This window comes from Starkeya sp. ORNL1 (assembly GCF_012971745.1).
Lineage (GTDB): Bacteria > Pseudomonadota > Alphaproteobacteria > Rhizobiales > Xanthobacteraceae > Ancylobacter.
The window spans coordinates 380,991-405,637 of the sequence record NZ_CP048834.1 but is presented as its reverse complement, the minus strand read 5'-3'; the positions used below and the strand labels follow the sequence as shown (position 1 = coordinate 405,637).

At 64.3% G+C, this 24,647-nt stretch carries 23 protein-coding genes; 9 read left to right on the top strand and 14 right to left on the bottom strand.

What is annotated here, in order from left to right; translation table 11 throughout:
- Positions 1-11 precede the first annotated feature (11 nt).
- From G3545_RS01930 to G3545_RS01910, 5 genes are all read right to left on the bottom strand, one after another.
- Positions 12-1,208 carry an MFS transporter gene (locus G3545_RS01930; RefSeq protein ID WP_170009340.1) on the bottom strand — a complete coding sequence of 399 codons (1,197 nt, stop codon included), beginning with the start codon at positions 1,206-1,208 and terminating at the stop codon, positions 12-14.
- 318 nt (positions 1,209-1,526) lie between these two features.
- The gene (locus G3545_RS01925; RefSeq protein ID WP_170017857.1) at positions 1,527-2,363 is read right to left on the bottom strand and encodes an alpha/beta hydrolase; all 837 of its coding nucleotides are present in this window, start codon (positions 2,361-2,363) and stop codon (positions 1,527-1,529) included.
- A gap of 288 nt (positions 2,364-2,651) precedes the next feature.
- Complete coding sequence (locus tag G3545_RS01920) at positions 2,652-3,071, bottom strand: cupin domain-containing protein (protein WP_170017856.1); 420 nt, start codon at positions 3,069-3,071, stop codon at positions 2,652-2,654.
- 89 nt (positions 3,072-3,160) lie between these two features.
- Positions 3,161-3,916: an SDR family oxidoreductase gene (locus G3545_RS01915; protein WP_170009338.1), complete on the bottom strand. Its 756-nt coding sequence runs from the start codon at positions 3,914-3,916 to the stop codon at positions 3,161-3,163.
- A gap of 444 nt (positions 3,917-4,360) precedes the next feature.
- Positions 4,361-5,830 carry a mechanosensitive ion channel family protein gene (locus G3545_RS01910; RefSeq protein WP_170009336.1) on the bottom strand — a complete coding sequence of 490 codons (1,470 nt, stop codon included), beginning with the start codon at positions 5,828-5,830 and terminating at the stop codon, positions 4,361-4,363.
- Positions 5,831-6,083: 253 nt separating this feature from the next.
- Here G3545_RS01910 and G3545_RS01905 point away from each other — a divergent pair, with 253 nt between their 5' ends.
- The 8 genes from G3545_RS01905 to G3545_RS01870 all read left to right on the top strand — a co-directional run bounded on the left by G3545_RS01905 (position 6,084) and on the right by G3545_RS01870 (position 12,631).
- A complete protein-coding gene (locus G3545_RS01905; protein WP_170009334.1) occupies positions 6,084-6,293 on the top strand; it encodes a hypothetical protein in 210 nt (69 codons plus the stop codon).
- Between the two features lie 43 nt (positions 6,294-6,336).
- Entirely contained in the window at positions 6,337-7,254 is a 918-nt protein-coding gene (locus G3545_RS01900; RefSeq protein WP_170009332.1) for an MBL fold metallo-hydrolase, read from the top strand.
- Positions 7,255-7,434: 180 nt separating this feature from the next.
- Positions 7,435-7,968 carry an Rrf2 family transcriptional regulator gene (locus G3545_RS01895; protein WP_170009330.1) on the top strand — a complete coding sequence of 178 codons (534 nt, stop codon included), beginning with the start codon at positions 7,435-7,437 and terminating at the stop codon, positions 7,966-7,968.
- A gap of 220 nt (positions 7,969-8,188) precedes the next feature.
- Positions 8,189-8,839: a response regulator transcription factor gene (locus tag G3545_RS01890; protein WP_170017855.1), complete on the top strand. Its 651-nt coding sequence runs from the start codon at positions 8,189-8,191 to the stop codon at positions 8,837-8,839.
- Between the two features lie 86 nt (positions 8,840-8,925).
- A complete protein-coding gene (locus tag G3545_RS01885; RefSeq protein ID WP_206151372.1) occupies positions 8,926-9,333 on the top strand; it encodes a response regulator in 408 nt (135 codons plus the stop codon).
- Entirely contained in the window at positions 9,314-11,395 is a 2,082-nt protein-coding gene (locus G3545_RS01880) for an ATP-binding protein (protein WP_348644615.1), read from the top strand. The genes G3545_RS01885 and G3545_RS01880 overlap by 20 nt, the downstream gene beginning before the upstream one ends.
- A gap of 298 nt (positions 11,396-11,693) precedes the next feature.
- Positions 11,694-12,101, top strand: coding sequence for a cupin domain-containing protein (locus G3545_RS01875; protein ID WP_170009326.1), 408 nt, complete (start codon positions 11,694-11,696; stop codon positions 12,099-12,101).
- 68 nt (positions 12,102-12,169) lie between these two features.
- The gene (locus G3545_RS01870) at positions 12,170-12,631 is read left to right on the top strand and encodes a carboxymuconolactone decarboxylase family protein (protein ID WP_170009324.1); all 462 of its coding nucleotides are present in this window, start codon (positions 12,170-12,172) and stop codon (positions 12,629-12,631) included.
- A 559-nt stretch (positions 12,632-13,190) separates the two neighbouring features.
- On the opposite strand, the gene G3545_RS01865 is transcribed toward G3545_RS01870, so the two are convergent.
- The 3 genes from G3545_RS01865 to G3545_RS01855 all read right to left on the bottom strand — a co-directional run bounded on the left by G3545_RS01865 (position 13,191) and on the right by G3545_RS01855 (position 17,187).
- The gene (locus G3545_RS01865; RefSeq protein ID WP_170009322.1) at positions 13,191-14,810 is read right to left on the bottom strand and encodes a gamma-glutamyltransferase family protein; all 1,620 of its coding nucleotides are present in this window, start codon (positions 14,808-14,810) and stop codon (positions 13,191-13,193) included.
- On the bottom strand, positions 14,807-15,229 hold the full coding sequence (locus G3545_RS01860) for a DUF2059 domain-containing protein (protein WP_170009320.1): 423 nt from the start codon (positions 15,227-15,229) through the stop codon (positions 14,807-14,809). Before G3545_RS01860 ends, G3545_RS01865 begins: the two co-directional genes overlap by 4 nt.
- A 131-nt stretch (positions 15,230-15,360) precedes the next feature.
- A complete protein-coding gene (locus G3545_RS01855) occupies positions 15,361-17,187 on the bottom strand; it encodes a glycoside hydrolase family 15 protein (protein WP_170009318.1) in 1,827 nt (608 codons plus the stop codon).
- A 259-nt stretch (positions 17,188-17,446) separates the two neighbouring features.
- Here G3545_RS01855 and G3545_RS01850 point away from each other — a divergent pair, with 259 nt between their 5' ends.
- Positions 17,447-18,127, top strand: coding sequence for a hypothetical protein (locus tag G3545_RS01850; RefSeq protein ID WP_170009316.1), 681 nt, complete (start codon positions 17,447-17,449; stop codon positions 18,125-18,127).
- Here G3545_RS01850 and G3545_RS01845 read toward each other — a convergent pair.
- The 6 genes from G3545_RS01845 to G3545_RS01820 are packed head-to-tail and all read right to left on the bottom strand — an operon-like array spanning position 18,124 to position 24,647.
- Positions 18,124-18,774: a carbon monoxide dehydrogenase subunit G gene (locus G3545_RS01845; protein WP_348644614.1), complete on the bottom strand. Its 651-nt coding sequence runs from the start codon at positions 18,772-18,774 to the stop codon at positions 18,124-18,126. The genes G3545_RS01850 and G3545_RS01845 overlap by 4 nt on opposite strands.
- Positions 18,775-18,790: 16 nt before the next feature.
- The gene (locus G3545_RS01840) at positions 18,791-19,618 is read right to left on the bottom strand and encodes an XdhC/CoxI family protein (protein WP_170009312.1); all 828 of its coding nucleotides are present in this window, start codon (positions 19,616-19,618) and stop codon (positions 18,791-18,793) included.
- A gap of 11 nt (positions 19,619-19,629) precedes the next feature.
- Positions 19,630-20,814 carry a VWA domain-containing protein gene (locus tag G3545_RS01835; protein ID WP_170009310.1) on the bottom strand — a complete coding sequence of 395 codons (1,185 nt, stop codon included), beginning with the start codon at positions 20,812-20,814 and terminating at the stop codon, positions 19,630-19,632.
- 1 nt (position 20,815) lies between these two features.
- Positions 20,816-21,694, bottom strand: a complete 879-nt coding sequence (locus G3545_RS01830; protein WP_170009308.1) for a MoxR family ATPase — start codon at positions 21,692-21,694, stop codon at positions 20,816-20,818.
- Between the two features lie 20 nt (positions 21,695-21,714).
- On the bottom strand, positions 21,715-24,129 hold the full coding sequence (locus G3545_RS01825; protein ID WP_170009306.1) for an aerobic carbon-monoxide dehydrogenase large subunit: 2,415 nt from the start codon (positions 24,127-24,129) through the stop codon (positions 21,715-21,717).
- Positions 24,126-24,647 (bottom strand): (2Fe-2S)-binding protein, encoded by a 522-nt coding sequence (locus G3545_RS01820; RefSeq protein WP_170009304.1) that lies wholly within the window; start codon positions 24,645-24,647, stop codon positions 24,126-24,128. Before G3545_RS01820 ends, G3545_RS01825 begins: the two co-directional genes overlap by 4 nt.

Genomic DNA, 24,647 nt, shown 5'->3' with positions numbered 1-24,647 from the left:
CCATGGCCGCTTCACGCCGGAGCACCGGCGCGGCGCACGGCGCGAGCCGTCCCACCGAGACGCCGATTGACGACCATGGCGAGCACCCAGGCGGCGGCCGTGATTGCGACGCAGGCCGCGGCGAGGCCACCATAGCCCGTCGTCGAGATCGCCAAGCCCGCGACCAGGGGGCCGGCGGCAAAACCGAGCAAATAGGCCGACCCCGCCGCGGCGGCCCAGCGACCGCTGCGGTCGAGCGCGGCGGCGAGGCCGAACAAATAGGGCATCGAGAAGTAGAAAATGACGACCGACGCCACGAGGGCGACGACCCAGGCGGTCGGGTTGCGCCAGAGACAGAGCGCGAGCACGACCAGTATGAAGCTGACGAAGAAGCCCGAGATGGGAATCGCCCGTCCCCAGCGCACGTTGAGCGCAGTGGCGGCTCCCGCGCCCGCGAGACCGACCAGCGACGCGATGGTCAGCACATAGCCGACCGTGCCGGTGTCGAGGCCCGCGCGCTCGCCCAGGGGAGCGCTGAACGCGTAGACTGCGGCGGAGGCGGTCAGATAGAGCACGATCGCCGCGAAAGTCATGGCGCCGAGCCGCAGTGAGGCCTGGGCCGCGCCCGCCGTCGCTCCCTCGTCGCTTCTGGCGCGAGTGTCCGGAATGAGGAGCAGGAGCGGCGCGAGCGCGAGCGTCACACCCGCGATCAGCGCGAGGATGCCGCGATGCGCGTGGGCGGCGGTGAGCTGGCCGCCGATCGCAAAGAGCGCGACGCTGCCCAAGGCCCAGACCACCTGAAAGTAGCCGTAGATCTTGTCCGGATTGCTGGAGCGCGAGGCGACGAGGGAGAGCGAAACCGCATAAAGCGCCCCCTCGCCGACCCCTGCGAGGCCGCGCAGCGCGGTGAGCGACGCCAGCGAACCGCTGAAGATCGATGCGCCTTGCGCGAGCAACGCCACCGCGACGGCGATGAGGCCGACGCGCCGATAGGAAATCCGCGGCATGACGGGCGCGATTGCGATCGCGGTTACCGCGAGGGCGAGGAACTCGACGAAGACGACGAAGCCGGCGTCGCGTTCCGAGAGCGAAAGACCGTCCATGAACCCGCCGATCATGAAGGGCGACATCTGCGCGACCAGTCCGCCGATCACCTGCGCGGCGATCGCGCCGATCACGAGGGAGGCAGGATCGCGAGGCGTCGAGGGATGGCGCGGAGTTGCGGTCATGGATCGACGGCGCTCCTCGTTCGCCCGCCGGAGCGTCCTGGCCTACCGCCGGCACGCCCTGGGCCGATGGCCAGGTCACCGGCACTCAAGCAATTCGGATCTTGCTGATCAGCTGTATCCTATCTCGATGCGCTCGCTTCCGTCACGGCCTGCGGACCGGTCACCTCGACGCCAAGTGCCGCATCCCACGCGACATGGCTGGGGCATGTCCATGATCTTCAATTCCTATGAGCCGGCTGCATGGTCCGGCCCACACCGTTCATGTGAGAGTCGCCCGCCCACGGTTCCGGGCCGAACTCGGCGTCTGGAGCCGCCGCTTCAGGCCTTGATGAACGCCAGAAGGTCCGGGTTCACCACCTCGGCATGGGTGGTGCACATCCCGTGCGGGAATTTCTCATAGACCTTGAGCGTCGCCTTCTTCAGCAGCTTTGCCGATAGCAGCGCGGAGTCCGCGATCGGCACGATCTGATCGTCATCGCCGTGCATGACGAGCGTGGGGACATCGATGGTCCTCAGATCTCCGGTGAAGTCGGTTTCCGAGAAGGCCTTGATGCCTTCATAGTGAGCCTTGACGCTGCCCATCATGCCTTGCCGCCACCAGTTCTGGATGACACCCTGGATCGGCATCGCGCCCGGCCGATTGAAGCCGTAGAAGGGGCCTGACGGGAAATCCAGATAGAATTGCGGCCGGTTGTCGGCGAGCGCCTTGCGCAGGCCGTCGAACACCTCGAGCGGAAGGCCGCCGGGATTGGCCTCGGTCTTCACCATGATCGGCGGCACGGCGCCGATGATGATCAGCTTGGCGACACGGCCCTTGGGCTGACCGTGACGGGCCACATAGCGCGTTGCCTCGCCACCTCCGGTCGAGTGGCCGATGTGAATAGCGTTCCTGAGATCGAGATGCTCGACCACGGCAGCTGCGTCCGCGGCGTAGTGGTCCATGTCGTGACCGTCACTGACCTGCGCCGAGCGGCCGTGACCACGCCTGTCGTGAGCGACGACACGATAGCCCTTGTTGACGAAGTAAAGCATCTGAGCGTCCCAATCGTCGGAGCTCAACGGCCAGCCGTGATGGAAGACGATCGGCTGGCTATTCTTGGAACCCCAGTCCTTGTAGAAGATTTCGACGCCGTCCTTTGTGGTGATGGTGCCCACGTTCTTATCTCCGCTTTGTGAATGAGTTGATTGAGTACCCTGCGCGGACGGTGGAAACGCGGGCAGGCCGGCAAGCAGCCCCGAACTCAGGGCGAGGGCGAGGATATCGCGGCGAGCCGGGCCCGACGGACCAGGCAATTCTGGTTCGGCCATTTACTGCTCCGATTTTGGGTGATGTCTTTTCGCGACGTGGACTGGTCGCTCAGCAGAGGCTCATGGACCACGGTCGCCGGCGTCCGCTGTCCGTGCGGTTGGCAGCGTACGCCGGCTGCCGTGGCGATTGACGTCTCACTTGATGGGAAACGTCAGTTCCTTCTCCTTCGTATCGACGACGAAGACCGCAAGGAGCCGGGCGGGCTCGGCCTTGCTGGCGTTCTCACTCACGCCATGGCGGTCGCCGGGATACTCCGAGAAGCTCTCGCCGGCCCGATACGTCTTGACCGGTCCCTCATTGACCTGGCTGCGGATCGCTCCTTCCAGGACAGTCGCGTAGATGAAGGCCGAGTCAGGGTGGGTATGTGCGGCGTCGACACCACCAGGTTCGTACTCGACGAGAACACCCTTCATGCTCTTGCCGGGCACATTGGGAAGCTCATGCTCATAGACGAGGCTGACTTTGGAAGGGGGACCGCTGGCAGCGACGTCGTGGGCACTCGCGACGCCCAGGGTTACCAGAAGAGCGACGAGTGCACTGACGCTCACAAACACTACGCCGGCGGCATTTTTCGGTTCACTGGTCATTTGACTGCCTCTCGAAATAACGGCGTTTGTCGAACGATCTTCGCTTTGTGCTCCTGTCAGGCAGGAACGGCGCGCGCTGCGAACCACTGGTCGAAGTTGATCTTTCCGAGGCGCGGAGTGTTGTGCGAAACGAGCGCCGTCTCATCGAGCTTCACGCCGAAATAGAGCGCCTCCGGTGAGGCCTCGACGGGCCGCTTGTCACCGGTCGCCGTTAGGTACCTGGTGAGCAGGTCACTCATCCGCAGGCGTTCCGGGCCCGAGATCTCGATGATGCCGTTTCGCGGCGACGCCAATGCCACCTCCGCCATGATGTCCGCCACATCGTCGGAGGCGATGGGCTGTATCAGGGTCGCAGGCACCAGCACCTTGTCGCCCGCCGCCGCCGATTTCGCGATGGCGCCCAGGAATTCGAGGAACTGCGTGGAATGAATGATCGTATAGGGGATGCCGGACTCGCCGATCAGCGTTTCCTGCAACAGCTTCGCCCGGAAATAACCGCTGCCCTGGAGGCGCTCGGTGCCGACCACCGACAGCGCGACATAGTGCTTGATGCCATGTGCTTTCGCAGAAGCGATCAGGTTTCCGGTCGACTTGCGGAAGAAATCGAGGGCCGGTTCGTCTTCGAACGACGGGGAGTTCGAGAGGTCGATGAGGACTTGAGCTCCATTGAGCGCCTCATCCAGCCCCTCTCCGGTGAGCGAGTTGAGCCCGGTCTGCGGCGAGCCGGCGACAACCTCGTGTCCGGCGCGACGCAGGCGTTCCACAGTCTTTGATCCGATAAGGCCGGTGCCGCCATTCACAACGATCTTCATGAAGTGCCTCCTTTGATTTCTCTGGCCAGCCATTGGTGGAGAAGCGGACGCGACGACGCCCGATGGAAACGTCAATCGGGACGCCTGCAGTGACGAATGAGCGCGTTCCCGCCAATAATTTCGAAGTATCGACGTGTTTTGTGACGTCCGTAGTCGTCACACAGGGACCACTTCGTCGCTGAACTTCTGCTCAGCGAGAATGGATACCATTGAGAGCAACGAGCCAGAGTATCGCATCGCGGACGGCTGCCGGGCTATTACGCCAACGAACGGCCCACCTAGTGTCAGGGTCTAGGAAAGCACGACCTGGGTCTAGGTTCGGGACAGGGCTCCAGAGCCCTTTCCGCTCGGATGGAACCATCCAAACGACAAGAAAGGGCTCTAAATTCAATAGCCTGGAGCATTTTTCATCGCAAAAGTCATTCAACTTTTGCAGAAAATGCTCTAGGCGCGAAGTATCGTCTGGATCGCGTTCAGAAACACGCGTGCGCCGCCTTCATGCTTATGATCCTGAGCATCGGCAGCAGCACCGGGCCGTTCACGCTCCGTGAACGTCTCTGCCAATTTCTCGGCAATGATCGGTCGGCGGCCAAGCACACTGCTGATCATATTGTCGTCGATCTCGTAAGCCGCGACGTCGGTCAACGTTTTCAAGGTTCCCGGCTCGACACTGGCCCAGAGACGTGTTCGCCCGAAATAGTCTCCCGGCGCGAGCCGTCCCGCGTCGCGCCCGTCAATGGATATGGCGACGACACCGCGACCAACCAGCATCAGTGTCGCCAGGGCATCGCCCTGCTGAACGATCACCTGCCCCTTCCGAAACTCCCGGAGAACCGCGGCACCAGCAAGCTCCTGCCGTTCCTCTGTCGTCAGCGACCCAAATGCGGGTATCGCCTTCAGCAGTTCGAGCGGTGTCATCGGCGCCGCTGGCTCATCCGCTGGCATGTGCGCCAGATAGGACACGGACGTGAGCGGCGCAGCAAAAGCGAGGCCCATCGACTTCGCGTGACGATATACGAGATCGAGGACCTCGTTTCGCGCCGCCATCGTCTGCGATGGAGTGGCCACCCAGAACTGCAGCTCGATCTCGATGGCCACGGCGTCCAGTGACTTGAGAACGACGAGCGGCTGGGGTTCGGTCAGGATCGAGGCAGAATTCAACAATGCGTTCCGCATGATCTCGGTCACGATCGAGGGCATGCGCGTTGGCGCAATTCGAACGGACAGGCTCACGCGATGGCGTTCGTCCGGCCGGCTGACATTGGTCAGATCCAGCTTGGCCAGGGAACTGTTCGGCACGACGACAAGGTTGCTCTCGGCTGTCAGTATATGGGTCGAGCGCCAGGTGCTTTCGATCACCCGACCCTGAACGCCATTGTTGAGGAGGATCCAATCTCCCAACGTGTACGGTCTGCCTAGCGTGAGCGCGATGCCCGAGAACACATCGCTCAGCGTATTCTGAAGCGCCAGGCCGACGATGATCGCAACGGCGCCGGATGTCGCGATCAATGCTCCGATGGGTACTCCGAACACGAATGCAAGCATCGACAGCGCCACGCCGAGATAGACAATGCCGACAACGAGGTCCTGAAGGAGTCTGGCCTCCCGCGGCTTGCCCTCCAGCACGAGATAGATCCGCACCACGCCGATGATCGCCCAGGCGAGATGAAGCCACCAAAGCAGTTTGGCTGCGCTCCAAAGCAATGCGCTGGTGTCCGTGGCCTCACCATCGTAGCTGAACGGGACCAGGTTCGCGGAGACCAGGATCGCCGACATGACGCCGAAGAACGCAAGTTGCGCCAGCATTCTGGCATTGGCCCGATACGCCGGCATCAGATGCCAGACGATGATTCCCACGAGGCCGACGAGGATCAATTGCCAGGTCGGCGACCAAACGAGTGAGCTCAGCATCATCCTGGACGGCTCTGATCATCTTGACGGGCGAGACGCAATTTGCACGATCTCGTGGAGGGTGAATCCTCTCCGTCCGGCCTCGACAAACAATATATCCGCAAGTCGTGGTTCGAGCTTGAGGTTCTATCCGAAGGTGTAGCCGGAGTACTGCCGCAGGAGTAGTACTGTCCTCTTCGATCGTGGCTCGTCGCGACAGCAGCGGGGATTTGTCCCGCTCTGCGAGGGATCAAGCCCAAGGTGCCGCAGCTCTTGGATGATCCACCGCGCAGGGCGGCCCGACCGCCGAAGCGGGTGGAAGAACCAGAAAGCTTTGCGTCTCTCGCCAATGCGGTTTGGCGGCGAGCTGGGTCATGACAAGTTCGTCGGCTATTCGACACCCCGCAACCTGAACGACAGAACCTATACCGTGGTCTGGCTCGCCCTCTCCCTCGACCCAATCGACCCCAAACACGCCTCAAACTAGCGTCGTCGATGCCGTGCCGAGCGGCGGTCAGCAGGAGGCAAACATGAGCCTGGACATTACCTCTCATACCGATGCAACGGGACCCGAGGAGTTGGTTCCGTCGCGCTACGCGGTGCGCGTCGGCGAGATTGACGTGCTGGTGATCAGCGATGGTGTACTGCCGCTCCCAACCAAGATGTTGGGACACAACGCGACCGCCGATGTGCGGGCGGCCTGGCTGAAAGACATGTTCCTGCCGCCGGACGCTTTCGATTGGTCGCTGAACGTGGTCCTGGTGCGCAGCGGCGATCAGACCATACTTGTCGACGCCGGTCTCGGGCTGGACCCGAACTTGAACCTGCCACGGGCCGGGCAGCTGGTGAGGCGACTGGCGGCCGCCGGAATCGATCTGGCGTCCGTGACCGACCTGGTGCTTACCCACATGCACATGGACCACATCGGCGGGCTCCTCGTCGACGGGGTCAAGGACCGGCTGCGTCCGGACCTGCGGATCCACGTGGCGGCCGCCGAGGTCAAGTTCTGGGAATCGCCCGACTTCACCCACGTCAACATGCCGCCGGGCTTCCCGGACGCGCTTCGGTCCGCCGCCAAGCAGTTCGCGAAGGAGTATCGCAGCCATTTGCGGCTGTTCGACGAGGAGCATGAGGTGGCACCGGGAGTGGTCGTCTGTCGCACCGGCGGCCACACCCCCGGGCACAGCATCGTCCGCCTGGCATCCGGGGGCGACCGGCTGACGTTCGCCGGCGACGCCGTGTTCGCCGTCGGATTCGAGCACCCCGACTGGTACAATGGTTTCGAACACGACCCTGAGGAGGCAGCCCGCGTTCGGGTGCGGCTCTTGACGGAGTTGGCGGCGAGCGGCGAACAACTGGTGGCCACTCACCTGCCGTTCCCATCCGTCGGCCGGGTGGCAGTCGACGGCGACGCCTTCCGTTGGGTGCCGGCCTTCTGGGACTACTGACCGCTCGTCGCGTCAGGTTGAGCCAGGGTGCGTACTCGTAAGCGACGTCCCCTGCCCCACGCTACGTGGATAACCATGCGCCCGGGCCAAAATCGGCAATAATTGGCAGCCATGAAACCCGGACCGTTCTGGTCCGGGTTTCGCTTGCGTGCCAAAACGCGGACTGATATTGTCTGAGTTATGGCGCATATCACCGCAAGCGTAGAGTATGGCATCCACAGCCTGTTATGGCTGGCCGCATTCGATGCGGCCCCGGTGAGCAGCCGTGACCTGGCGGAGTTTCAGGGGCTCTCCCCGAGCTTCATCGCCAAGATATTTCCCAAGCTTGAAAAGGCAGGGATTGTAAAGGCGTCGGAGGGAGTGCGTGGAGGATATGTCCTCGCCAAGGCCCCCGAGGAGATCAGCGTACTTGAGATCGTCGATGCGATCGAAGGACGCAAACCGCTTTTCGACTGTCTCGACATCCGTGGGCGATGTGCGGTCTTCGGGGATAGCCCCCCGGCTTGGGCGACCGCGGGCGTCTGTTCAATACATGCGGTGATGTTGCGGGCTGAGAAAGCGATGCGGGAAGCCCTCGCGAGCCAGTCATTGGCCAGCATTTCACGGGCGGTGGATCGCAAGGCGCCCGCTGATTTTTCTGATGAGGCGCGCAATTGGCTCGAGTCCAGGGTCGTCGCGCGTACCGGCAGAACGAAAGCCGGGATTTCCTCCTGAATCGCGGGGGGCTTTGTGTGTTGCAACATCAAAGCCCGGCTGCGCCGAGACGAGTATCGCAGCCGGGCAGATGAAAGATGCAAAGCGAAGCGAGTTGTCATCGCCATGCATGGCGGCAACGGGCGCAACGCGGGTTCAAGGGAGCTGGAACATGGAAGGACTGGAACGGCGACAGGCGATCGGATCGTCTTCCCGCCTGGCCGACCTCGGAGATAGATTCATGCCTGCGTCCCGTGCGGAGGCGAACAGGCCAGTCGTGCTCATCGTTGACGATGACGAGGAAGTACGGACTTCGCTTCAGGAACTGATGCTGTCGGTCGATATCGAGACGAGTTGTTTCGCCTCATCCCGTGAGTTTTTGGAAGCCAGGCTGCCGGAGCGACCCGGGTGCCTGTTGCTCGACGTGCGCATGCCCGGCACCAGCGGGCTAGATGTCCAGCAGCAACTCGCCTTGAGAGGGAATGCAAAGCCGATCATCTTCCTCACCGGCTACGGCGACATTCCCATGACGGTCCAAGCAATGAAGGCTGGGGCGGTCGACTTCTTGACCAAACCATTCCGAGAGCAAACCGTCCTTGATGCCGTGGTGATGGCGATCGAACTGGATGTCGCACGGCAAGCCGAAACCCGGACCGCCCGGCGCAATATTACGCAGTTCGCAACACTCACACGGCGTGAGCAGCAAGTAATGCGGGAGGTTGCGCTTGGTCGGCTGAACAAACAGATCGCCCACGACCTCGGCATTACCGAGGTCACCGTCAAGCTCCACCGCGGCAATGTCATGCGCAAGATGCAGGCAGCTTCAATCGGCGAGCTCATACGAGCGTGGGAATCCTTGCCGGGGGAAGTCCGGGACAAGGAACTAGCCTAGACGTTGGTATGGTTCAAATGCTGGGGCATTTAAGCGAGACCTTGGTGCGACGGCCCGATCGGGCCGAAATAGCAAAGGCTGCGCCCTTGTTCGATCCGCTTACCATCGCGATCGTGGATGACGACGATGCCATGCGAGAGGCCCTGTCGGAGCTCCTTCAGGTGTTCGGCTTCACCTGTCGCGCCTTCGACCGGGCCGAATCGTTTCTTTCGGCTCACGGCTCGGGGAGCTTTGATTGCCTCATCACCGATATCCGTATGCCTGGTATCGGTGGACTGGAGCTGCTCCGGCGCCTCAGGTCGGCGGGCTCGACCATGCCGGTGATCGTCGTCACGTCTTACACCGATCCAGCAGTCCGCGAACGCGCCATGGACTGTGGCGCACGCGCATATCTGACGAAGCCATTGGCGGACGAGATCCTCCTTCACAGCCTTGAATCCGCGTTGGGCGAAGGGGGCGGCCGGTTCGACGGAGATGGGCAACCCAATGGTTGAGAGTGCTGCGAGGCACCTTTCCCATACTCGGGGCGACGCTGCTCCCGGCTCGTCTGATCCGGAGCTTGCGGACCACGCATCCGAAAGCATCATCGTGTTCGATCTTGCGGGAAAGATCCGGTACTGGAATCCCGCGTCAGAGCGCCTCTATGGCTGGACGGCCATTGGCGCGGTCGGTCGCAACATCGAGGATCTCTATTCGAACGAAGCGTTTCACAGCAAGGATTGGCGCTCGCTGCTCCAGGAAGGCCGATGGCAGGGAGTGATCCGCCGGCGCACCTCGTGGGGAGGCCACATCACCGTTGCGGTCAGGCAGATCGTAAGGTGCAATCCTGAAGGCCAGCCGCGAGACGTAGTCGAGTATGGTGCAAGTGACGGCACCGGCGCGGGCACCTTGCAAGATCCCGCCCCACATCGTCTTGCCGCCGCCAGTTGGGAGCTCGACACATCGGGTGCCCGCTCTCTCCTGGAGGCGATTTCACTCACTCCGAGACAGGCAATGTCTGAACGCTTGGAGCAGCCGGATTGGACCGACCAGCTCCTGGCTCATACCCGCATTGTCGACGTCAATGAACGCGCGGCGCATCTCGTCGGCGCCTATGCAGGCCGGGCGCGAATGATTGGCCAGGCAGTTCGCACATTCTGGCCCCCCGAAAGCCGCGGCGTCCTGGCCGAACTTATCGCCGACGTGGCCACAGATCGCCTGGGCGACATGCCCCGCACGCGCAGACCTGCTTCGGATGGCATCCTGCGCGACCCGATCGTCACCGTATGGCGCGGCAAGGCGTTGGAGCGTTCACACACAGTCTTTGTTGCCGTAAATGGCGAGGCCGACGATGATCGCTCGTTCTGGTATCTCCGAGCCAGCGAACAGCGATATCGCAATCTCATACATCACCTGCCCACAGCCCTGCTGCAAGTGGACGCAAGCCGAATCGGGCTCGTGCTCGCCGAGTTGAAGGATAGTGGGGTTCGTGATCTTAACGCCTATATCGATACGCACCCTGAATTGGTCGATTTCGCCAACAATGTGGTTCGCATTACCGAAGTGAATCAAAAGGCAGTGACGCTCCTTGGCGGAGCCGCGCCGGCAGACCTCATAAGACCGATCAGCTTCTTGTTCGCAGCTTCTCCGGACATGGCCCGACGGGTGATGGTCGCTCGCTTTGAAGGAAAGCGAAATTTTGCAGAGATCTTGAAAGTCAGGACTCTGGGCGGGGAGACGCTCGACGTTCAGTTGTCAGCGACCTTCCCGGCGCCGCCGGAGATGCTCGATAGAACGCTGATTGCCTTGGAGGACGTCACAGAGACGTTGCGCACGGAGAGGCGCCTTCGCCAGCTGGAAGCAGACTTTGCCCATGCTGCTCGTATATCGACACTCGGGGAGCTCGCGACTTCGATCGCCCATGAGGTCAATCAGCCGCTTTCCGCCATCGTGACGAATGGTGAAACAAGTCTCCGCTGGCTAACGCGGGACATCCCCAATCTGGCAAAGGTCGAGCAGCTCACCGCGCGGATCGTCGCGAGCGCTCGTCGCGCAAGCGAAATCATCCATCGCCTGCGAGCCATGGCGGTACGAGACGCACCGGAACGGACGACACTCCACCTCAACGAAGTTGTCGAGGAGGCATTGTTGTTCGTTCGCCATGACCTCGAGGCCAGGTCGATCGAACTCTCGCTCAAGCCCGACGCAGGGCTTTCCCCGATCGTTGCCGATCGCGTGCAATTGCAGCAGGTAATCGTCAATCTGCTCGTCAATAGTATCCAGGCGATTTCAAACGGCGATCGCGCCGTCCGAAAACTGGACATTGTGACGCGCGACGATGGCGCCGGTTCGGTGTCCTTCGCGATTCACGATAGTGGGCCGGGGATTGCCGATGAAGACCTGGATCGGATCTTCGATAGTTTCTTCAGTACAAAGAGTGCCGGGATGGGCATTGGCTTGACCATCTGCAAATCAATCGTCACGTCGCATGGCGGCAGCATCGTAGCCTCGAACCATCCTGATGGCGGAGCGCAGTTCGAGTTCGCGCTTCCCGCCGCGTTACCAGAAGCGGCGTAAAATCCCCTCGCCTCACTTGGCGGCATCGGCCGGCGCTGTTGGCAGCGTCAGTTAGGATCAGACTTTTGGGGAGGTTTTGTCCCCCCATCCTAGACCTCAAGCACAGAAGCCTAGACCAACTCCGTAAGCGCCCGCGTCACCAGCACAATGGCGCCATCTCAGCACGCCATGCAATGCTTCGTATGCAATGAAGCTGCGATGCAAACAACGCGATAGCTCATGAATACCGAATTCGTGGCGCGCGCAACTTAAAGTTAGAGCTAGCGTCTGACGTTTCCTTTTTTCAGGGAGATAATCGATGAAATTACTTCTCTGCGCGCTGGCGTTTGCGCTTTTCGGTGCGACCACCGCCCGAGCTGATGACGGCAATGCCAAGGTAACCCTTGTCTACGAGCACGCGCTCCCGAACGTTCCCGGCAAGAGCATCAAGGGCGTGCTGGTGGAGTATGGACCGGGAGGCTCGTCGGCGGCTCACACGCATCCAACCTCGGCCTTCATCTATGCCACCGTGCTCGAAGGGGCGATCCGAAGCCAGGTGAATGACGGGCCGGAACGCACTTATCGCGCCGGCGAGAGCTTCTCCGAACTGCCTGGGGACCGGCACGGGGTGAGCGCCAATGCGAGCACCACCGAAAAGGCCAAGCTTCTCGCCGTGTTCGTCGTGGACAGCGGCGAGCGGGAAATCGTCTTGCCGTACCACAAGTGACGCTGCCGAGCGCAGGACCACGAACCACACGCGGTACCGCGTTTGGCTTTCCTCCCACGGAGACGATTATGACCCCGCGCCTGAACGAACCCTTCAAAGCCGCCCCTGCCGCCATCAAGGCGTTGATGTCGCTGGAAGCCGCGCTCGGCGCCAGCGGCCTCGAGCAACGCCTGATCGAACTGGTGAAGATGCGCGCCTCGCAGATCAACGGCTGTGCCTTCTGTATCCATCTGCACGCTACCGACCTGCGCAAGCAGGGTGAAAGCGAGATGCGCATCTATATGCTCAATGGCTGGCGGGAATCCTCACTCTACACCCCGCGCGAGCGGGCGGCGCTCGCCTGGACCGAGGCGCTGACCCGGCTCGCCGACACCCACGCCCCGGATGCCGACTACGAATTGGTGAAGGTTGTATTCACCGAGTCGGAACAGGTGAACCTGACGCTCGCCATCGGCGCCATCAATGTCTGGAACCGGCTCCAGGTCGGCTTCCGGGTGGCCCCGCCGGAACGAGCCAGCAACGCGGCCTGACTTCTCGGCATCGCGGATCGCCGAAGTGCTTCCAGCAAGCCTTCAGAAGCTAGTATCCTCGGCGGCCGCCACTAAAGCGGCCGGCGACGCCTCGGTATGCAAGCGCAGCGGCCGCGTATGAGAGCCGGGCTTTTTCGTGGACCGTTCTGCTGGTACCATTTCGCTCGCACGAGAGCTGACAGCGAGGACCCTATGAAAAAGATCTTGGCGTCTTTCCTTCTGGCCGCACTCTTGGGGATGCCAACCGTGGGCGCCCCGGCACTTGCTCAGAATGCGGACGGCACGCCGGGAGGCACGAACAGTCCGCCGTCGCAGCAGATCGCCCCTAACCTGGGCCAGGACGCTCCTTCGCCTGTGACTGGGGAGTTGGTGCCGCCGCCCGGCCCACCGCCGGAAGGGGCGGCGGCAAATATCAAGCTGCCGGATTGCACGCCGGGAAAGTGCGGCGTGCCCCAGATCATGAGCCAGTAGGCGCGACAACGCCGGATGAGTTGGGCGTGGACATCGCCGGGTTGATCGGCCTTGTTGAAGCCGTGGGCGCAACCTCGAGGCGTTGCGTTCAATAGCCGACGGCGATGCCGTCCAGGCGTGGATCGGAAGCTCCGCAAAGCGCGGATCCGGAAATCGCGATGGCTTGCGCGCTGCCCTCGAAGGACCGCATGAAGTCGTGCGGCGCCTCCCAATCCTGTGGAATCTCGTCTCCCACCGAAACCTGATGGCCCATGGCCGCGAGCTTGTGGGCGACCCTCGGATCTGCGTGTGCCTCCGCCGAGATGCGCCGGCCATCGAGAACGCGCACGCGGGGTGCGTCCAGCGCTTCCTGGAGGTTCATGCCCCGATCCAGCAGATTGACCAGGATCTGCACCTGCCCCTGCGGCTGCATGTTGGCGCCCATGCAGCCGAAGGTCATCGTGAATTCACCAGCGGGGTCCAGCAGCATGGCGGGCAGGATGGTGTGGCGCACGCGCTTGCCGGGCGCGGCAACGTTCGGGTGATCGTCCTCCAGTTCGAAGTCGGCACCGCGATTGTGCAGCACGATGCCGGCACCGGGCACGATCAGGCCGGAGCCGAACACGTCGGAAATGCTGGTGATGAGCGAGACCGCATTGCGATCCTTGTCCATCACGGTGAGGTAAGTCGTGTCGCCATAGACCCGCCCGGCGCACGGATTGTCGAGGGCGCGCGCGGGATCGATGAGCGAGCGGCGGGTGGCGATGTAGTCGTCCGACAGCATCCGCTCGACCGGCGCCTGGCGAAAACGTGGGTCGGCCACATGGCGCTCGGCATCCGCGAAGGCGATCTTCAGCGCTTCCAGGATAAGGTGCGAGGCCACCGCCTCGTCGCTCGCAAACGACGCCTTGAGGTCATGGTCCTCAAGGATGCGCAGGGCTTCCAGCACGACGATGCCCTGGCCGTTGGGCGGCAGTTCAAGCACCGTGTGATCACGGTACTTGGCGCGAATGGGCTCGACCCACTCGGCCTGAACGGTGTCGAAATCGACAGCCTCGAGAAAGCCGCCGCGTGAATTGACGATATCCAGGATCGCGTCCCTTACCGGCCCGCCATAGAAGGCTGCCCGTCCGTGGCGGCCGATGCGCCGCCACGTGGCGGCGAGGTCCGCCTGCTGGAATATGTCGCCGGCGATCGGCGGGCGGCCGCCGGGCAGATAGGCTTCGGGCATCGTGTTGAAATGCTGGAGCTTGGACGCGCCCCAGTGCCAGACTTGGGCGATTTTCAGCCCAACGGGATAGCCCTCCTCCGCATAGTCGACGGCAGGGGCGACGAGGTCGGCAAGGTCCATGGAGCCGAAACGCTCGTGGAGCGCCAGATAGCCGTCGAGGGCACCCGGTACGGTCACGGTCGCAGCGCCGGCCTTCGGCATCCTGCTGTGGCCTTGCGCCCGGATGGCCTCCGCCGTGCAGCGCGACCCGGATCGCCCGCTGCCGTTAAGGGCGAAGATCTCGCCGTCGAAGCGCACCAGTGCGAAGCAGTCCCCGCCGAGCCCGTTCATCATCGGCTCGGTAAGGTTTACCATTGCCGCCATCGCCACGGCTGCGTCCACGGCATTGCCGCCGGCACGCAGAATATCCCGCCCGACCGCCGCGGCGAGGGGTTGGCTCGAACAGGCGAGCCCGTGACGGGCATAGACCGGTGCGCGGCCCGCGTTGAAGGGCTTCATGGGGCGGGTCGAATAGCGTTCAGCAGGGTCACCAGTTTCATGATCTGCTGCTCGATCTGGGCGTTCACCGCCGCCGGCTTCTGCTCCTCGACGCGCAGCGCCTTCTGTCCGAGCGGGCCTTGATAGAAGGCGAGAAGTTCCTTCAACTCGGCGCTCGAAAAGGATCCTGCATAGTATCCCGCGAAGACCTTGAGGAGGTCCTCGCGGATCCCCGTCGCCGCGGTGGAGAGGCTGGTTCGCACCTCTGCCTGCTTGTCGGCCGGCTGCTTCGCAACGGCATCGCCGATCATCCGTTCGATGCGCCCGTCGATGCCGGGCGCAACCGAGAGGCTCACCACCTGGCGCGCGAGTGCCGACGTTTCGGCACCATCATCCGCCGCGGCCGCAACTGGCATAAGAAGAGCCGCGACCACGAGCATTCTGCACGCATACCGCATCAACAAGCCTCCCCCGACGCGCCCATTGCGCCCAACACGCAAGAGCTTCCGTCGCTTCAAGATACTACATCCAACCTGGTCAGCGGTGACGCGTTGAAGTAATCGCGCGGCAGTCAAGCGTGAGCCTGGTCAGGCGCTTCATCAGCACCTTCCGCACGCTCCTCCGCCGGGCCGCTGGCGCGGGCAAGATTGAGTGCGGTGTTGATGAGCCCGACATGGCTAAACGCCTGCGGGAAATTTCCCAGCATCCTGCCAGCGACAGGATCATATTCCTCTGCCAGCAAACCGACGTCATTGCACAGGCCTGTAAGCCGGTCGAAGAGCCGCCGCGCATCTTCAAATCGCTCTTGCAGCACCAGGACGTCCGCCAGCCAGAAGCTGCACGCCAGAAAGGCGCCCTCCCCGGGCGGCAGGCCGTCGTCGGTTAGCTCGGTGCGATAGCGCAGCACGAGCCCGTCGCGCACCAGCCATTTTTCAACCGCGGCCACGGTGCCGACGACGCGCGGATCATCCGCAGGCAGGAAGCCAACCAGCGGAATCTGCAGCACGCTGGCATCAATGGTTTTCGAACCATAGGCCTGGACAAAACTGGCCAGTTCCTGGTCATAGGCCTTCGCACAGACGTCGGCGTGGATCGCGTCGGCGACGCTTCGCCAGCGGGCGGCGACCTCGCTGCCGCCTTCGGCATTCGTGGCAAGCGTGGCTGCGCGATCGAAAGCTACCCATGCCATCACCTTGGAATGGGTGAAGTGCTGGCGCCCTCCTCTCACCTCCCATATGCCCTCGTCGGGCTGGCGCCAGGCCTGCTCCAGGAACGGCAGGGTCACGCTCCTGATCGCCTGCGAGCGCGGGTGCGGCGGCAGCCCGCCCTTGAGCGCCTGCGCCATGGCGTCCGCCACTTCGCCGAAGACATCGAGCTGGAGCTGGTCCGCGGCAGCGTTCCCGATGCGGACCGGCCGTGAGTCGCCAAATCCCCGCAGCCACGGCACCTCCCATTCGAGCAATTGGCGCTCGCCGGCGACGCCGTACATGATCTGGATCTGGTCCGGAGCTCCCGCGATTGCCCGCATCAGCCATTCTCGCCACGCGGATGCTTCCTCGTAGTAGCCAAGCTTCATGAAGGCCATCAGCGTCATGGTGGCATCGCGCAGCCAGCAATAGCGGTAGTCCCAGTTTCGCTCGCCGCCGAGTTGCTCGGGCAAGGATGTGGTGGCGGCGGCAACGATGCCCCCCGTCGGAGCGTAGGTCAGAGCCTTGAGGGTGATGAGCGAGCGCTTGACCGCCGCCGTCCAGGGGCCGACCGGCGGGCAGCGAGCGGCAAAGTCCCGCCAGTAAGCCTCCGTGTCGGCCAGCACCGCCTCCACGTCCTGATGCGCAGGACGAGGTCCATTCGACGGCCCGTAGGTGAGTACGAACGGGATACGCTCGCCGGCAGAGACACGGAATGTTCCACCGGTATGCAGGTCCTCGCCATCGAGCGCGACGGGGGTCACCAGAGTGAGCCGGTCCGGCCCCGCTACCGCGCAGATCGAGCCGTCCTGATCCCGCGTCACCCAGGGAACAGTGCGGCCATAGTCGAAGCGCACGACGAAATCGGTATCGAACTCGACGTGTCCGCGCTCCCCGACGACCAGGCGCACGAGGTCGCTGGCACCGTCGCGCGGCGGCATGAAGTCGATCAGGGTCGCGACACCGTCGGCGGTCTCGAACGTGGTCTCGAGAATGAGCGTATCCGGCCGATAGCGGCGGGTTACGCGTGCATCGGGATCCCTCGGGGCGATGTACCAGCGCCCATTCTCGGCAGTGCCGAGCAGCGCGGCGAAGCAGGCCCCGGAGTCGAAACGGGGGAAACAGAGCCAATCGATCGAGCCGGTGCGCGATACCAGCGCGGCGGTCTCGCAATCGCCGATCAGCGCGTAGTCTTCGATACGGGATGTCAAAACCTGCCTCCCTTGGCCGACCTGGCGCGGCAACTCAGCCCGACCTCATCGGTCTTGTCCAGCGCGTATGATCGGCCGCGTGCCGGGCGGGCAGCGCGCCAGGTGGGCAACCCATCACCGAGCCGCGCCGTCTCGCGGCGGAATATTCCGTCGGGTCGGCTACCGCAGCCGTAGGAGATAAATACGCCCCGGCAATGGCTGCCCCGACTTGGCCGAAGTCGTGCCGGATGAGAATGTTATCGATCAGGAGTCGCGACGCATGGAAGACGAGTTCGGATATTCGCGCCCCCGCACGACAGTTGCGCTGGTGGTCGGCTTGATGGCTCTCGCGCTCGTCACTCTGCTGGGTGTGGCGACCGTCTATATGGCCATGTGGCTCGCGATACTCGACAAGGATAATGCACGGCTGCAGGCGACCCAGACGGAGCTGAAGGACGCTGTCCGGGCGCTGCAGGCGAGCGCGTCTGCCACGCCGGCCGCGCCAACCGTGCCCACGATACCCGATGTACCGGCCTCTGCGCCGGCTCCGCCACCCCCGGCTGCGAATGCAGCTCCTCCGCCACCGACGGCGGTTCCGGCAACCGGCGCCGCGCCCACGCCACAACAGCCGGGCCAGCCGCAACCGGCGCCCGCTGCTGACCGCTACAGCGTACGCATCTTCGCCGCCGCGGCCGGCACCTCGAACAAGAACAAGCTCGAGCGCTTCGTCAATGTGATCCGGTCTCTTGGCTTCGACGTCGATGTTTCCGAGACCAACATCTCGGATTCGATGAATTCATCGATCCTCTACCAGCCATCGGCGCTCAATACGGCGAACAAGCTGGCGAACTCGCTCAAGGCGAGGTACCCGGCCTTGAATTTCGAGATGAACACCGGCGCTGTGAATGACAACCTCAAGCGCGTCCTGATCCTTTCCCTGAACCAGGACGCGCTCAACTAGACCGTTCCCGCCAGCCCGGTGCAGATCGGAAACCCATTCGCCATCCCGGCCTGTGCCGGATGGAAGAGGCAGCAGGCGTGGCCGAGGAGCGCGCCGGCAACGATCAGCGCGATCAGTGTCGTCGCGGTGCCCGGCTTCGAGAACAGGCCGCCGAGCCAGCCTTTCTTGACCGCGCCCTCCCCCGCTTCCTCGGACACCGGCTCCGGCGCTGCGGGGGCCAGGATGCCGGCGAGATTGTCGAAGAATTCGGCAGCGAGCTTCTTCGCGGTGGAATCGATCAGCCGCCCGCCAAGCTGGGCCAGCTTGCCACCGATCTGCGCATCGACCTCGTAGTGAAGGATGGTGGCGGCAGGGCCGTCCTCCTCCAGCCGCACCGTGGCGCCGCCCTTGGCAAAGCCGGCGACGCCGCCCGAGCCCTCCCCGGTGATGCGGTAGCCGTTCGGCGGGTCGAGGTCGGACAGCGTGACCTTGCCGGCGAACTTCGCCTTCACCGGCCCGACCTTGAGCACCACGCTCGCGGTCATCTCATTGGGCGAGGTCATCTCCAGGCTCTCGCAGCCGGGAATGCAGCGCTTCAGCACCTCGGGATCATTGAGCGCGGTCCAGACCTGCTCGCGCGGAGCGGCGATGCGTTGGCTGTCGGTCATCTGCATGGCGTGTCCCTCAATGATTGGCGGCGATCTGCCGGCCCTGCCGGCGCACGGCGAGAATCTCGGCAAGGATGGAAAGCGCGATCTCTTCCGGGGTGACGGCGCCGAGGTCGAGCCCGGCCGGGCCCTTGAGCCGGTCGAAGCGCTCCGCCGGCAGGCCGTTGGCGAGGATCTTCTCGCGCAGCGCCGCAACCTTGCGACGGCTGCCGACAAAGGCGACATGGTCGGCCTCCGCCGACAGCGCGGCAGTGAGCGCGGCCTCGTCGCCGCGCCCCTGCGTCGAGACGATGAGGAAGCGATGCCCCTCCTCGGTCGCCGGCAAGGCGTAGCCCTCGATGCGCCGGTCGGCTTCCGCGAACAGCGGCTGATCCTCGGGCGGGGCGCAGACGGTGACGCGGTAGCCGAAGCGCGGCGCGATGTCCGACAGCGCCACCGCCACCGGGCTGGCGCCGAAGATCACCAGCGAAGGCGCGAGCAGCATCGGCTCCACGAAGATATCCATGGTTCCCTGGCTCGGGCACATGTTGCGGGCGAAGCGCACGCCCTCACGCTCCTCGCCCTGCTGCAGTTCGCGCTCGGTGAAGAGGTCCTTGGGCAGCAGCGAGACGAGGCGGGAGCGTCCGTCGGCAATGGCCTCGCGGGCAGCGGAAAGCACCGCGGCGCGGGCACAGCCGCCGCCGATCCACCCCTCGGAGACGGTGCCGTCCGGCCGGATCACCGCCTTCGCCCCGGCTTTCGCGGCGGTGACGGAGACGGTGCGCACCACGGTGGCAAGGGCGAACGGCTCGCCACGAGCCTTCAGATTGGCGATGAGATCGATGACATCGGGCTGAGGTCTCATGTGAGCCTCCTTCACAACCGGGCGAGATAGGGTTCGAGCGCCGCGAGGCTCTCGAGATTATGGGCGGGGGCGAACAGCGCGACGTGCGGCAGCGCGGCGGCCATGCCGCGGGCAACCGGCTCGTAGCCGTCCCAGCCGATCAGCGGATTGAGCCAGACGATGCGCCGGCAGCGGCGGCGCAGCGCCGCCATTTCAGTGCCAAGACGTTCCGGCTCGCCGGTGTCGTAGCCGTCGGACAGGATCATCACGCAGGTGCGCGAATGAATGACCCGCGCCGCGTGCCCGCGATTGAAGGCGTTGAGGCTCTCGCCGATCCGCGTGCCGCCACCGACGCCTTCCGCCATCAGGCTCATGCGGTCGAGCGCACGGGCGGCGTCCCGCTCGCGCATGGCATCGGACACATGGACCAGGCGGGTATGGAACAGGAAGGCTTCGGCCTCGCGGAAGGCGTCGAGCACGCCGTGCACGAAGCGGAAGAACACGCCGGTATAGAGGCTCATCGAGCCGGAAGCATCGAGCAGCACGACGAGCCGCAGCGGCCGCGTGCGGCGGCGCTTCATGACGAGGTCGAGCGGCACGCCGCCGGTCGGCAGGCTGGCGCGGATGGTGCGGCGCAGATCGATACGCCGGCCGCGCCGGGCGATGCGCTCGCGCCGGGTGAGGCGGGCGCGCATGGAGCGGGCCAGCCGTTCCGCCAGCGCATGGGCCTCGGCCAGTGCCTCCGGGTCGGCGATCTTGCGGAAATCAGTACGGGCGAGGCTTTCGACCCGGCTGGCGCCTTCGCGGCGGCCCGAGGGCTCGGCCTCGATCTCCATCTCGCCGCCACGTTCCACATCGCTGGCGGGCCCGTGAGTACCGTTCGGCCCTGCCGCCGGGGCCTTGAGCGAAGGCTTGGCGGCGCCGGCAGTGCCGGAGGCGGTCACCCGGGACTTCACGCCGCGCCCGAGCCAGAAGGCCTCGAACAGCGCGTCGAACGCTTCCCAGTCCGAGCGGCGCCCGCACAGCAGCGCGCGCAAAGCCGGCCTTAGGATGGAGGGACGCTCCATGCCCGGCGCGGCGAGGACGGCGAGCGCGTCGCCGGCCTCGGCGTGACCGAGCTTGAAGCCGTTGTCGCGCAAGGTGCGCACGAACCCGGCGAGCCGGGTGCGGACCGCAGGTCCGATGTCATCGGGGGAGCGGAAAGCCAAAGCAGCCATCTCACGCCACCTTCCCGATCAGCCGGTCGCTCACTTCGCGGGTAAGGCGGGAGCGGTCCTCTCGGGTCTTCAGCACGCAGGCCAGCGTTTCGAACACCGCCTCGCGGTCGGCATCCAGCCGCGACACGCCGAGGCCGACCAGCGCCGCCGCCCAGTCCAGCGTCTCCGCGACGCCGGGTGTCTTGGACAAGTCCTGCTTGCGCATCTCGCCCATCAGCCGGGCGATCTGGAGGGCCAGCGCGGTGTCGATCCCAGGAGTGCGGGCGAGCAATATGCGCGCCTCGCGATCGACGTCGGGGAAGTCGATGGCGTGGTAGAGGCAGCGCCGGCGCAGCGCATCGGACAGTTCGCGAGTGCCGTTGGAAGTCAGCACCACGCGAGGGATCGCGACGGCGCGCACCGTGCCGAGTTCCGGGATCGACACCTGGAAGTCGGAAAGCAGTTCCAGCAGGAAGGCCTCGAACTCCTCGTCGGCACGGTCGATCTCGTCGATCAACAGTACCGGCGCCTGCGTCCGGCGGATCGCCGCCAGCAGCGGGCGCTCCAGCAGATAGTCCTCCGAGAAGATATGCGCCTCGACTGTGTCGGGGTCAGCGCCCTCGCGCGCCTTGATGGCAAGGAGCTGGCGCTGGTAGTTCCACTCATAGAGCGCGTCGGCGCGGTCCAGCCCCTCATAGCATTGCAGCCGGATCAGCTCGGCGCCGTGGATGGCGGCAAGCGCCTTGGCGACCTCGGTCTTGCCGACGCCCGCCTCGCCTTCCAGCAGCAGCGGGCGCTTCAGCATGTCCATCAGGGTGAGCGCGGTGGCGAGGCCGGCGTCGGCGATATAGCCGACGTCGGCAAGACGTTCCGCGATGCGGGTGCGGTCCGCGATGCTCATGGTGCTCAAGCCTCGCGGCGTCAGACGCCGAGTGTCTTCGCCAATTGCCAGAGCCGCCACGGGTGGTGCGGCATCTGCATGTGCGTCGACCCCAGGAACCCGAAGGCGTCGTTGACCGCGTTGGAGAAAGCCGGCACTCCGCCGACATTCGGGCTCTCGCCCACCCCCTTGGCGCCGATCGGATGGTGCGGCGAGGGCGTGACGGTGAAGTCGGTCTCCCATTTCGGGGTCTCGACCGCCGTAGGCAGGAAGAAGTCCATGAAGGACGCGCCCATCACATTGCCGGTCTCGTCGTATTTGATCTCCTGCCCCATGGCGATGGCAAAGGCCTCGGTGAGGCCGCCATGCACCTGGCCCTCGATGATCATCGGGTTGATGCGGGTGCCGCAATCGTCGAGCGCGTAGAAGCGCCGGATCTTGGCGACGCCGGTATCGACGTCGATGTCCATCACGCAGAAATAAGCGCCGAACGGATAGGTCATGTTGGGCGGGTCGTAGTAGTTCACCGCCTCAAGCCCCGGCTCCAGGCCCGGAGGCGGCGAATTATAGGCCGCCCAGGCGATCTCCTTCATGGTCTTGGAGCGCTCGGGAACACCCTTCACCCGGAAGCCGTCAATATCCCATTCGAGATCGTATTCCGAGACTTCGAGCAGGTGCGCGGCGATCATCTGCGCCTTCGCCCGGATCTTGCGGGCGCACAGCGCGATCGCCGCGCCGGCCACCGGCGTCGAGCGCGAGCCATAGGTGCCGAGGCCGTAAGGCGCGGTGTCGGTGTTGCCTTCCTCGATCATGATGTCGTCGGCGGGGATGCCGAGCTCGGTGGCGATGATCTGCGCCCAGGTGGTCTCGTGGCCCTGGCCTTGGCTCTTGGTGCCCATGCGGGCGATGATCGAGCCAGTGGGGTGGATGCGGATCTCGGCGCTGTCGAACATGGCGACGCCGAGGATGTCGCAATTTTTGGAAGGCCCGGCGCCGACGATCTCGGTGAAGAAGGAGACACCGAGCCCCATGATCTCGCGGGTCTCGCCGCGCCTGAAGGCTTCCTGTTTCGCTTTCTGCTCAGCGCGCAGGCCGCGATAGTCGATGGCATCCATCGCCTTCTGCATGGCGAGGTGGTAGTCGCCGGAATCGTATTCCCAGCCAAGTGCCGAGTGGTAGGGAAACTGCTCGCGGCGGATGAAGTTCTTCATCCTGAGGTCCGCCGGATCCATGCCGAGCTTTTGCGCGAGGATGTCCATCGCCCGCTCGATGCAATAGGCCGCCTCGGTCACCCGGAACGAGCAGCGATAGGCGACGCCGCCTGGTGCCTTGTTGGTGTAGACGCCGTCGACCTCCAGATGCGCCACCGGGAAATCATAGGAACCGGTGACGATGTTGAAGAAGCCGGCCGGCCATTTCGAAGGATCGGCGCAGGCGTCGAACGCGCCGTGATCGGCCAGCACATGCACGCGCAGGCCGGTGACGCGGCCTTCCCGCGTCGCCGCGATCTCGGTGGTCATGTGATAGTCGCGGGCAAACGAGGTGGTGGAGAGGTTCTCCATCCGATCCTCGACCCATTTCACCGGCAGGCCAGTGACGATGGAGGCGACGATCGAGCAGATATAGCCGGCATAGGCGCCGACCTTGTTGCCGAAGCCGCCGCCAATATCCGGCGCGATCACATGGATCTTGTGTTCCGGGATCTTGGACAACAGAGAGGCCACGGTGCGGATGACGTGCGGCGCCTGGAAGGTGCCGTAGAGCGTCAGTTCACCCTTCACCTTGTCGAAGGACGCCAGGCACTGGCAGGTCTCCAGTGGCGAGGGATGGGTGCGGTGATAGGAGATCAGTTCCTTGATCGTCACCTCGGCGCCGTTGAATGCCTCGTCGGTAGCCGCGCGATCGCCGACCGCCCAGTTGAAGATGTGGTTCGGGTGCTTGCGCGGGCCGTGAGCGCCGACGGTCTTGCCGTCGAGGTCGGGGCGCAGGATGGGCGCGTCCGGGTCCATCGAATGGAACGGATCGACCAGCACCGGCAGCGCCTCATACTCCACCTCGACCAGCTGGATGGCGTCGTCGGCAATGTAGCGGTTCTCGGCGACGACGAAGGCGACCTCCTGGTTCTGGAAGCACACCTTGCCGTCCGCCAGCACCGCCTGCACGTCGCCCGCGAGCGTCGGCATCCAGTGCAGGCCGAGTGGCTTCAGTTCCTCGGCGGTGATGACCGCGATCACCCCCGGCAGCGCCGCCGCCTTCGAGGTGTTGATGCGGGTGATTTTTGCGTGGGCATAGGGCGAGCGCACGAAGTCGCCGTGCAGCATGCCCGGCAGCTTGATGTCGTCGACATAATTGCCCCGGCCTTGCGTGAAGCGGATGTCCTCGACCCGCTTGCGCTTGCAGCCCATGCCTTCCAGGCGCGCCTCGCGCTGCTCGCGCGTGATGACCATCTCGTTCATTCCGCGGCCTCCTGGAAAGCATGCCCATTGAGCTTGGCCGCGGCGTACTGGATTGCCTTGACGATGTTCTGGTAGCCGGTACAGCGGCACAAATTCCCGGCAATGCCGAAGCGGATCTCCTCTTCGCTCGGGTCAGGGTTCTCCTTCAGCAGCACATGCGCCCGCATGATCATTCCGGGCGTACAGAAGCCGCATTGCAGGCCGTGCATCTGGCGGAAGCCTTCCTGCAGGGCGGAGAGCGTGCCGTCCGGCGCCGCCATGCCCTCGATGGTGGTGATGGTGCCGCCATCGGCCTGTACGGCGAACACGGTGCAGGACTTCACCGACATGCCGTCGAGCTCGACGGTGCAGGCCCCGCAATGCGAGGTGTCGCAGCCAATATGCGCGCCGGTGAGATTCAGTTGCTCGCGCAGGAAATGGATCAGCAGCGTGCGCGGCTCGACAAAGCCGCGCTGGCGCTTGCCATTGACGGTGAGGGAGACGGCGACCTCCTCGATCGCCTCGGATGCATCAGCCAT

Excerpts from the sequence above, each read along its gene's own strand:
- G3545_RS01930 (WP_170009340.1), bottom strand. The coding sequence starts at position 1,208 with ATGACCGCAACTCCGCGCCATCCCTCGACGCCTCGCGATCCTGCCTCC.
- G3545_RS01915 (WP_170009338.1), bottom strand. The coding sequence starts at position 3,916 with ATGAAGATCGTTGTGAATGGCGGCACCGGCCTTATCGGATCAAAGACT.
- G3545_RS01910 (WP_170009336.1), bottom strand. The coding sequence starts at position 5,830 with ATGATGCTGAGCTCACTCGTTTGGTCGCCGACCTGGCAATTGATCCTC.
- G3545_RS01905 (WP_170009334.1), top strand. The coding sequence starts at position 6,084 with ATGATCCACCGCGCAGGGCGGCCCGACCGCCGAAGCGGGTGGAAGAAC.
- G3545_RS01900 (WP_170009332.1), top strand. The coding sequence starts at position 6,337 with ATGAGCCTGGACATTACCTCTCATACCGATGCAACGGGACCCGAGGAG.
- G3545_RS01895 (WP_170009330.1), top strand. The coding sequence starts at position 7,435 with ATGGCGCATATCACCGCAAGCGTAGAGTATGGCATCCACAGCCTGTTA.
- G3545_RS01890 (WP_170017855.1), top strand. The coding sequence starts at position 8,189 with ATGCCTGCGTCCCGTGCGGAGGCGAACAGGCCAGTCGTGCTCATCGTT.
- G3545_RS01880 (WP_348644615.1), top strand. The coding sequence starts at position 9,314 with ATGGGCAACCCAATGGTTGAGAGTGCTGCGAGGCACCTTTCCCATACT.
- G3545_RS01875 (WP_170009326.1), top strand. The coding sequence starts at position 11,694 with ATGAAATTACTTCTCTGCGCGCTGGCGTTTGCGCTTTTCGGTGCGACC.
- G3545_RS01870 (WP_170009324.1), top strand. The coding sequence starts at position 12,170 with ATGACCCCGCGCCTGAACGAACCCTTCAAAGCCGCCCCTGCCGCCATC.
- G3545_RS01865 (WP_170009322.1), bottom strand. The coding sequence starts at position 14,810 with ATGAAGCCCTTCAACGCGGGCCGCGCACCGGTCTATGCCCGTCACGGG.
- G3545_RS01860 (WP_170009320.1), bottom strand. The coding sequence starts at position 15,229 with ATGCTCGTGGTCGCGGCTCTTCTTATGCCAGTTGCGGCCGCGGCGGAT.
- G3545_RS01850 (WP_170009316.1), top strand. The coding sequence starts at position 17,447 with ATGGAAGACGAGTTCGGATATTCGCGCCCCCGCACGACAGTTGCGCTG.
- G3545_RS01845 (WP_348644614.1), bottom strand. The coding sequence starts at position 18,774 with ATGACCGACAGCCAACGCATCGCCGCTCCGCGCGAGCAGGTCTGGACC.
- G3545_RS01840 (WP_170009312.1), bottom strand. The coding sequence starts at position 19,618 with ATGAGACCTCAGCCCGATGTCATCGATCTCATCGCCAATCTGAAGGCT.
- G3545_RS01835 (WP_170009310.1), bottom strand. The coding sequence starts at position 20,814 with ATGGCTGCTTTGGCTTTCCGCTCCCCCGATGACATCGGACCTGCGGTC.
- G3545_RS01830 (WP_170009308.1), bottom strand. The coding sequence starts at position 21,694 with ATGAGCATCGCGGACCGCACCCGCATCGCGGAACGTCTTGCCGACGTC.
- G3545_RS01825 (WP_170009306.1), bottom strand. The coding sequence starts at position 24,129 with ATGAACGAGATGGTCATCACGCGCGAGCAGCGCGAGGCGCGCCTGGAA.
- G3545_RS01820 (WP_170009304.1), bottom strand. The coding sequence starts at position 24,647 with ATGGCTGATGCATCCGAGGCGATCGAGGAGGTCGCCGTCTCCCTCACC.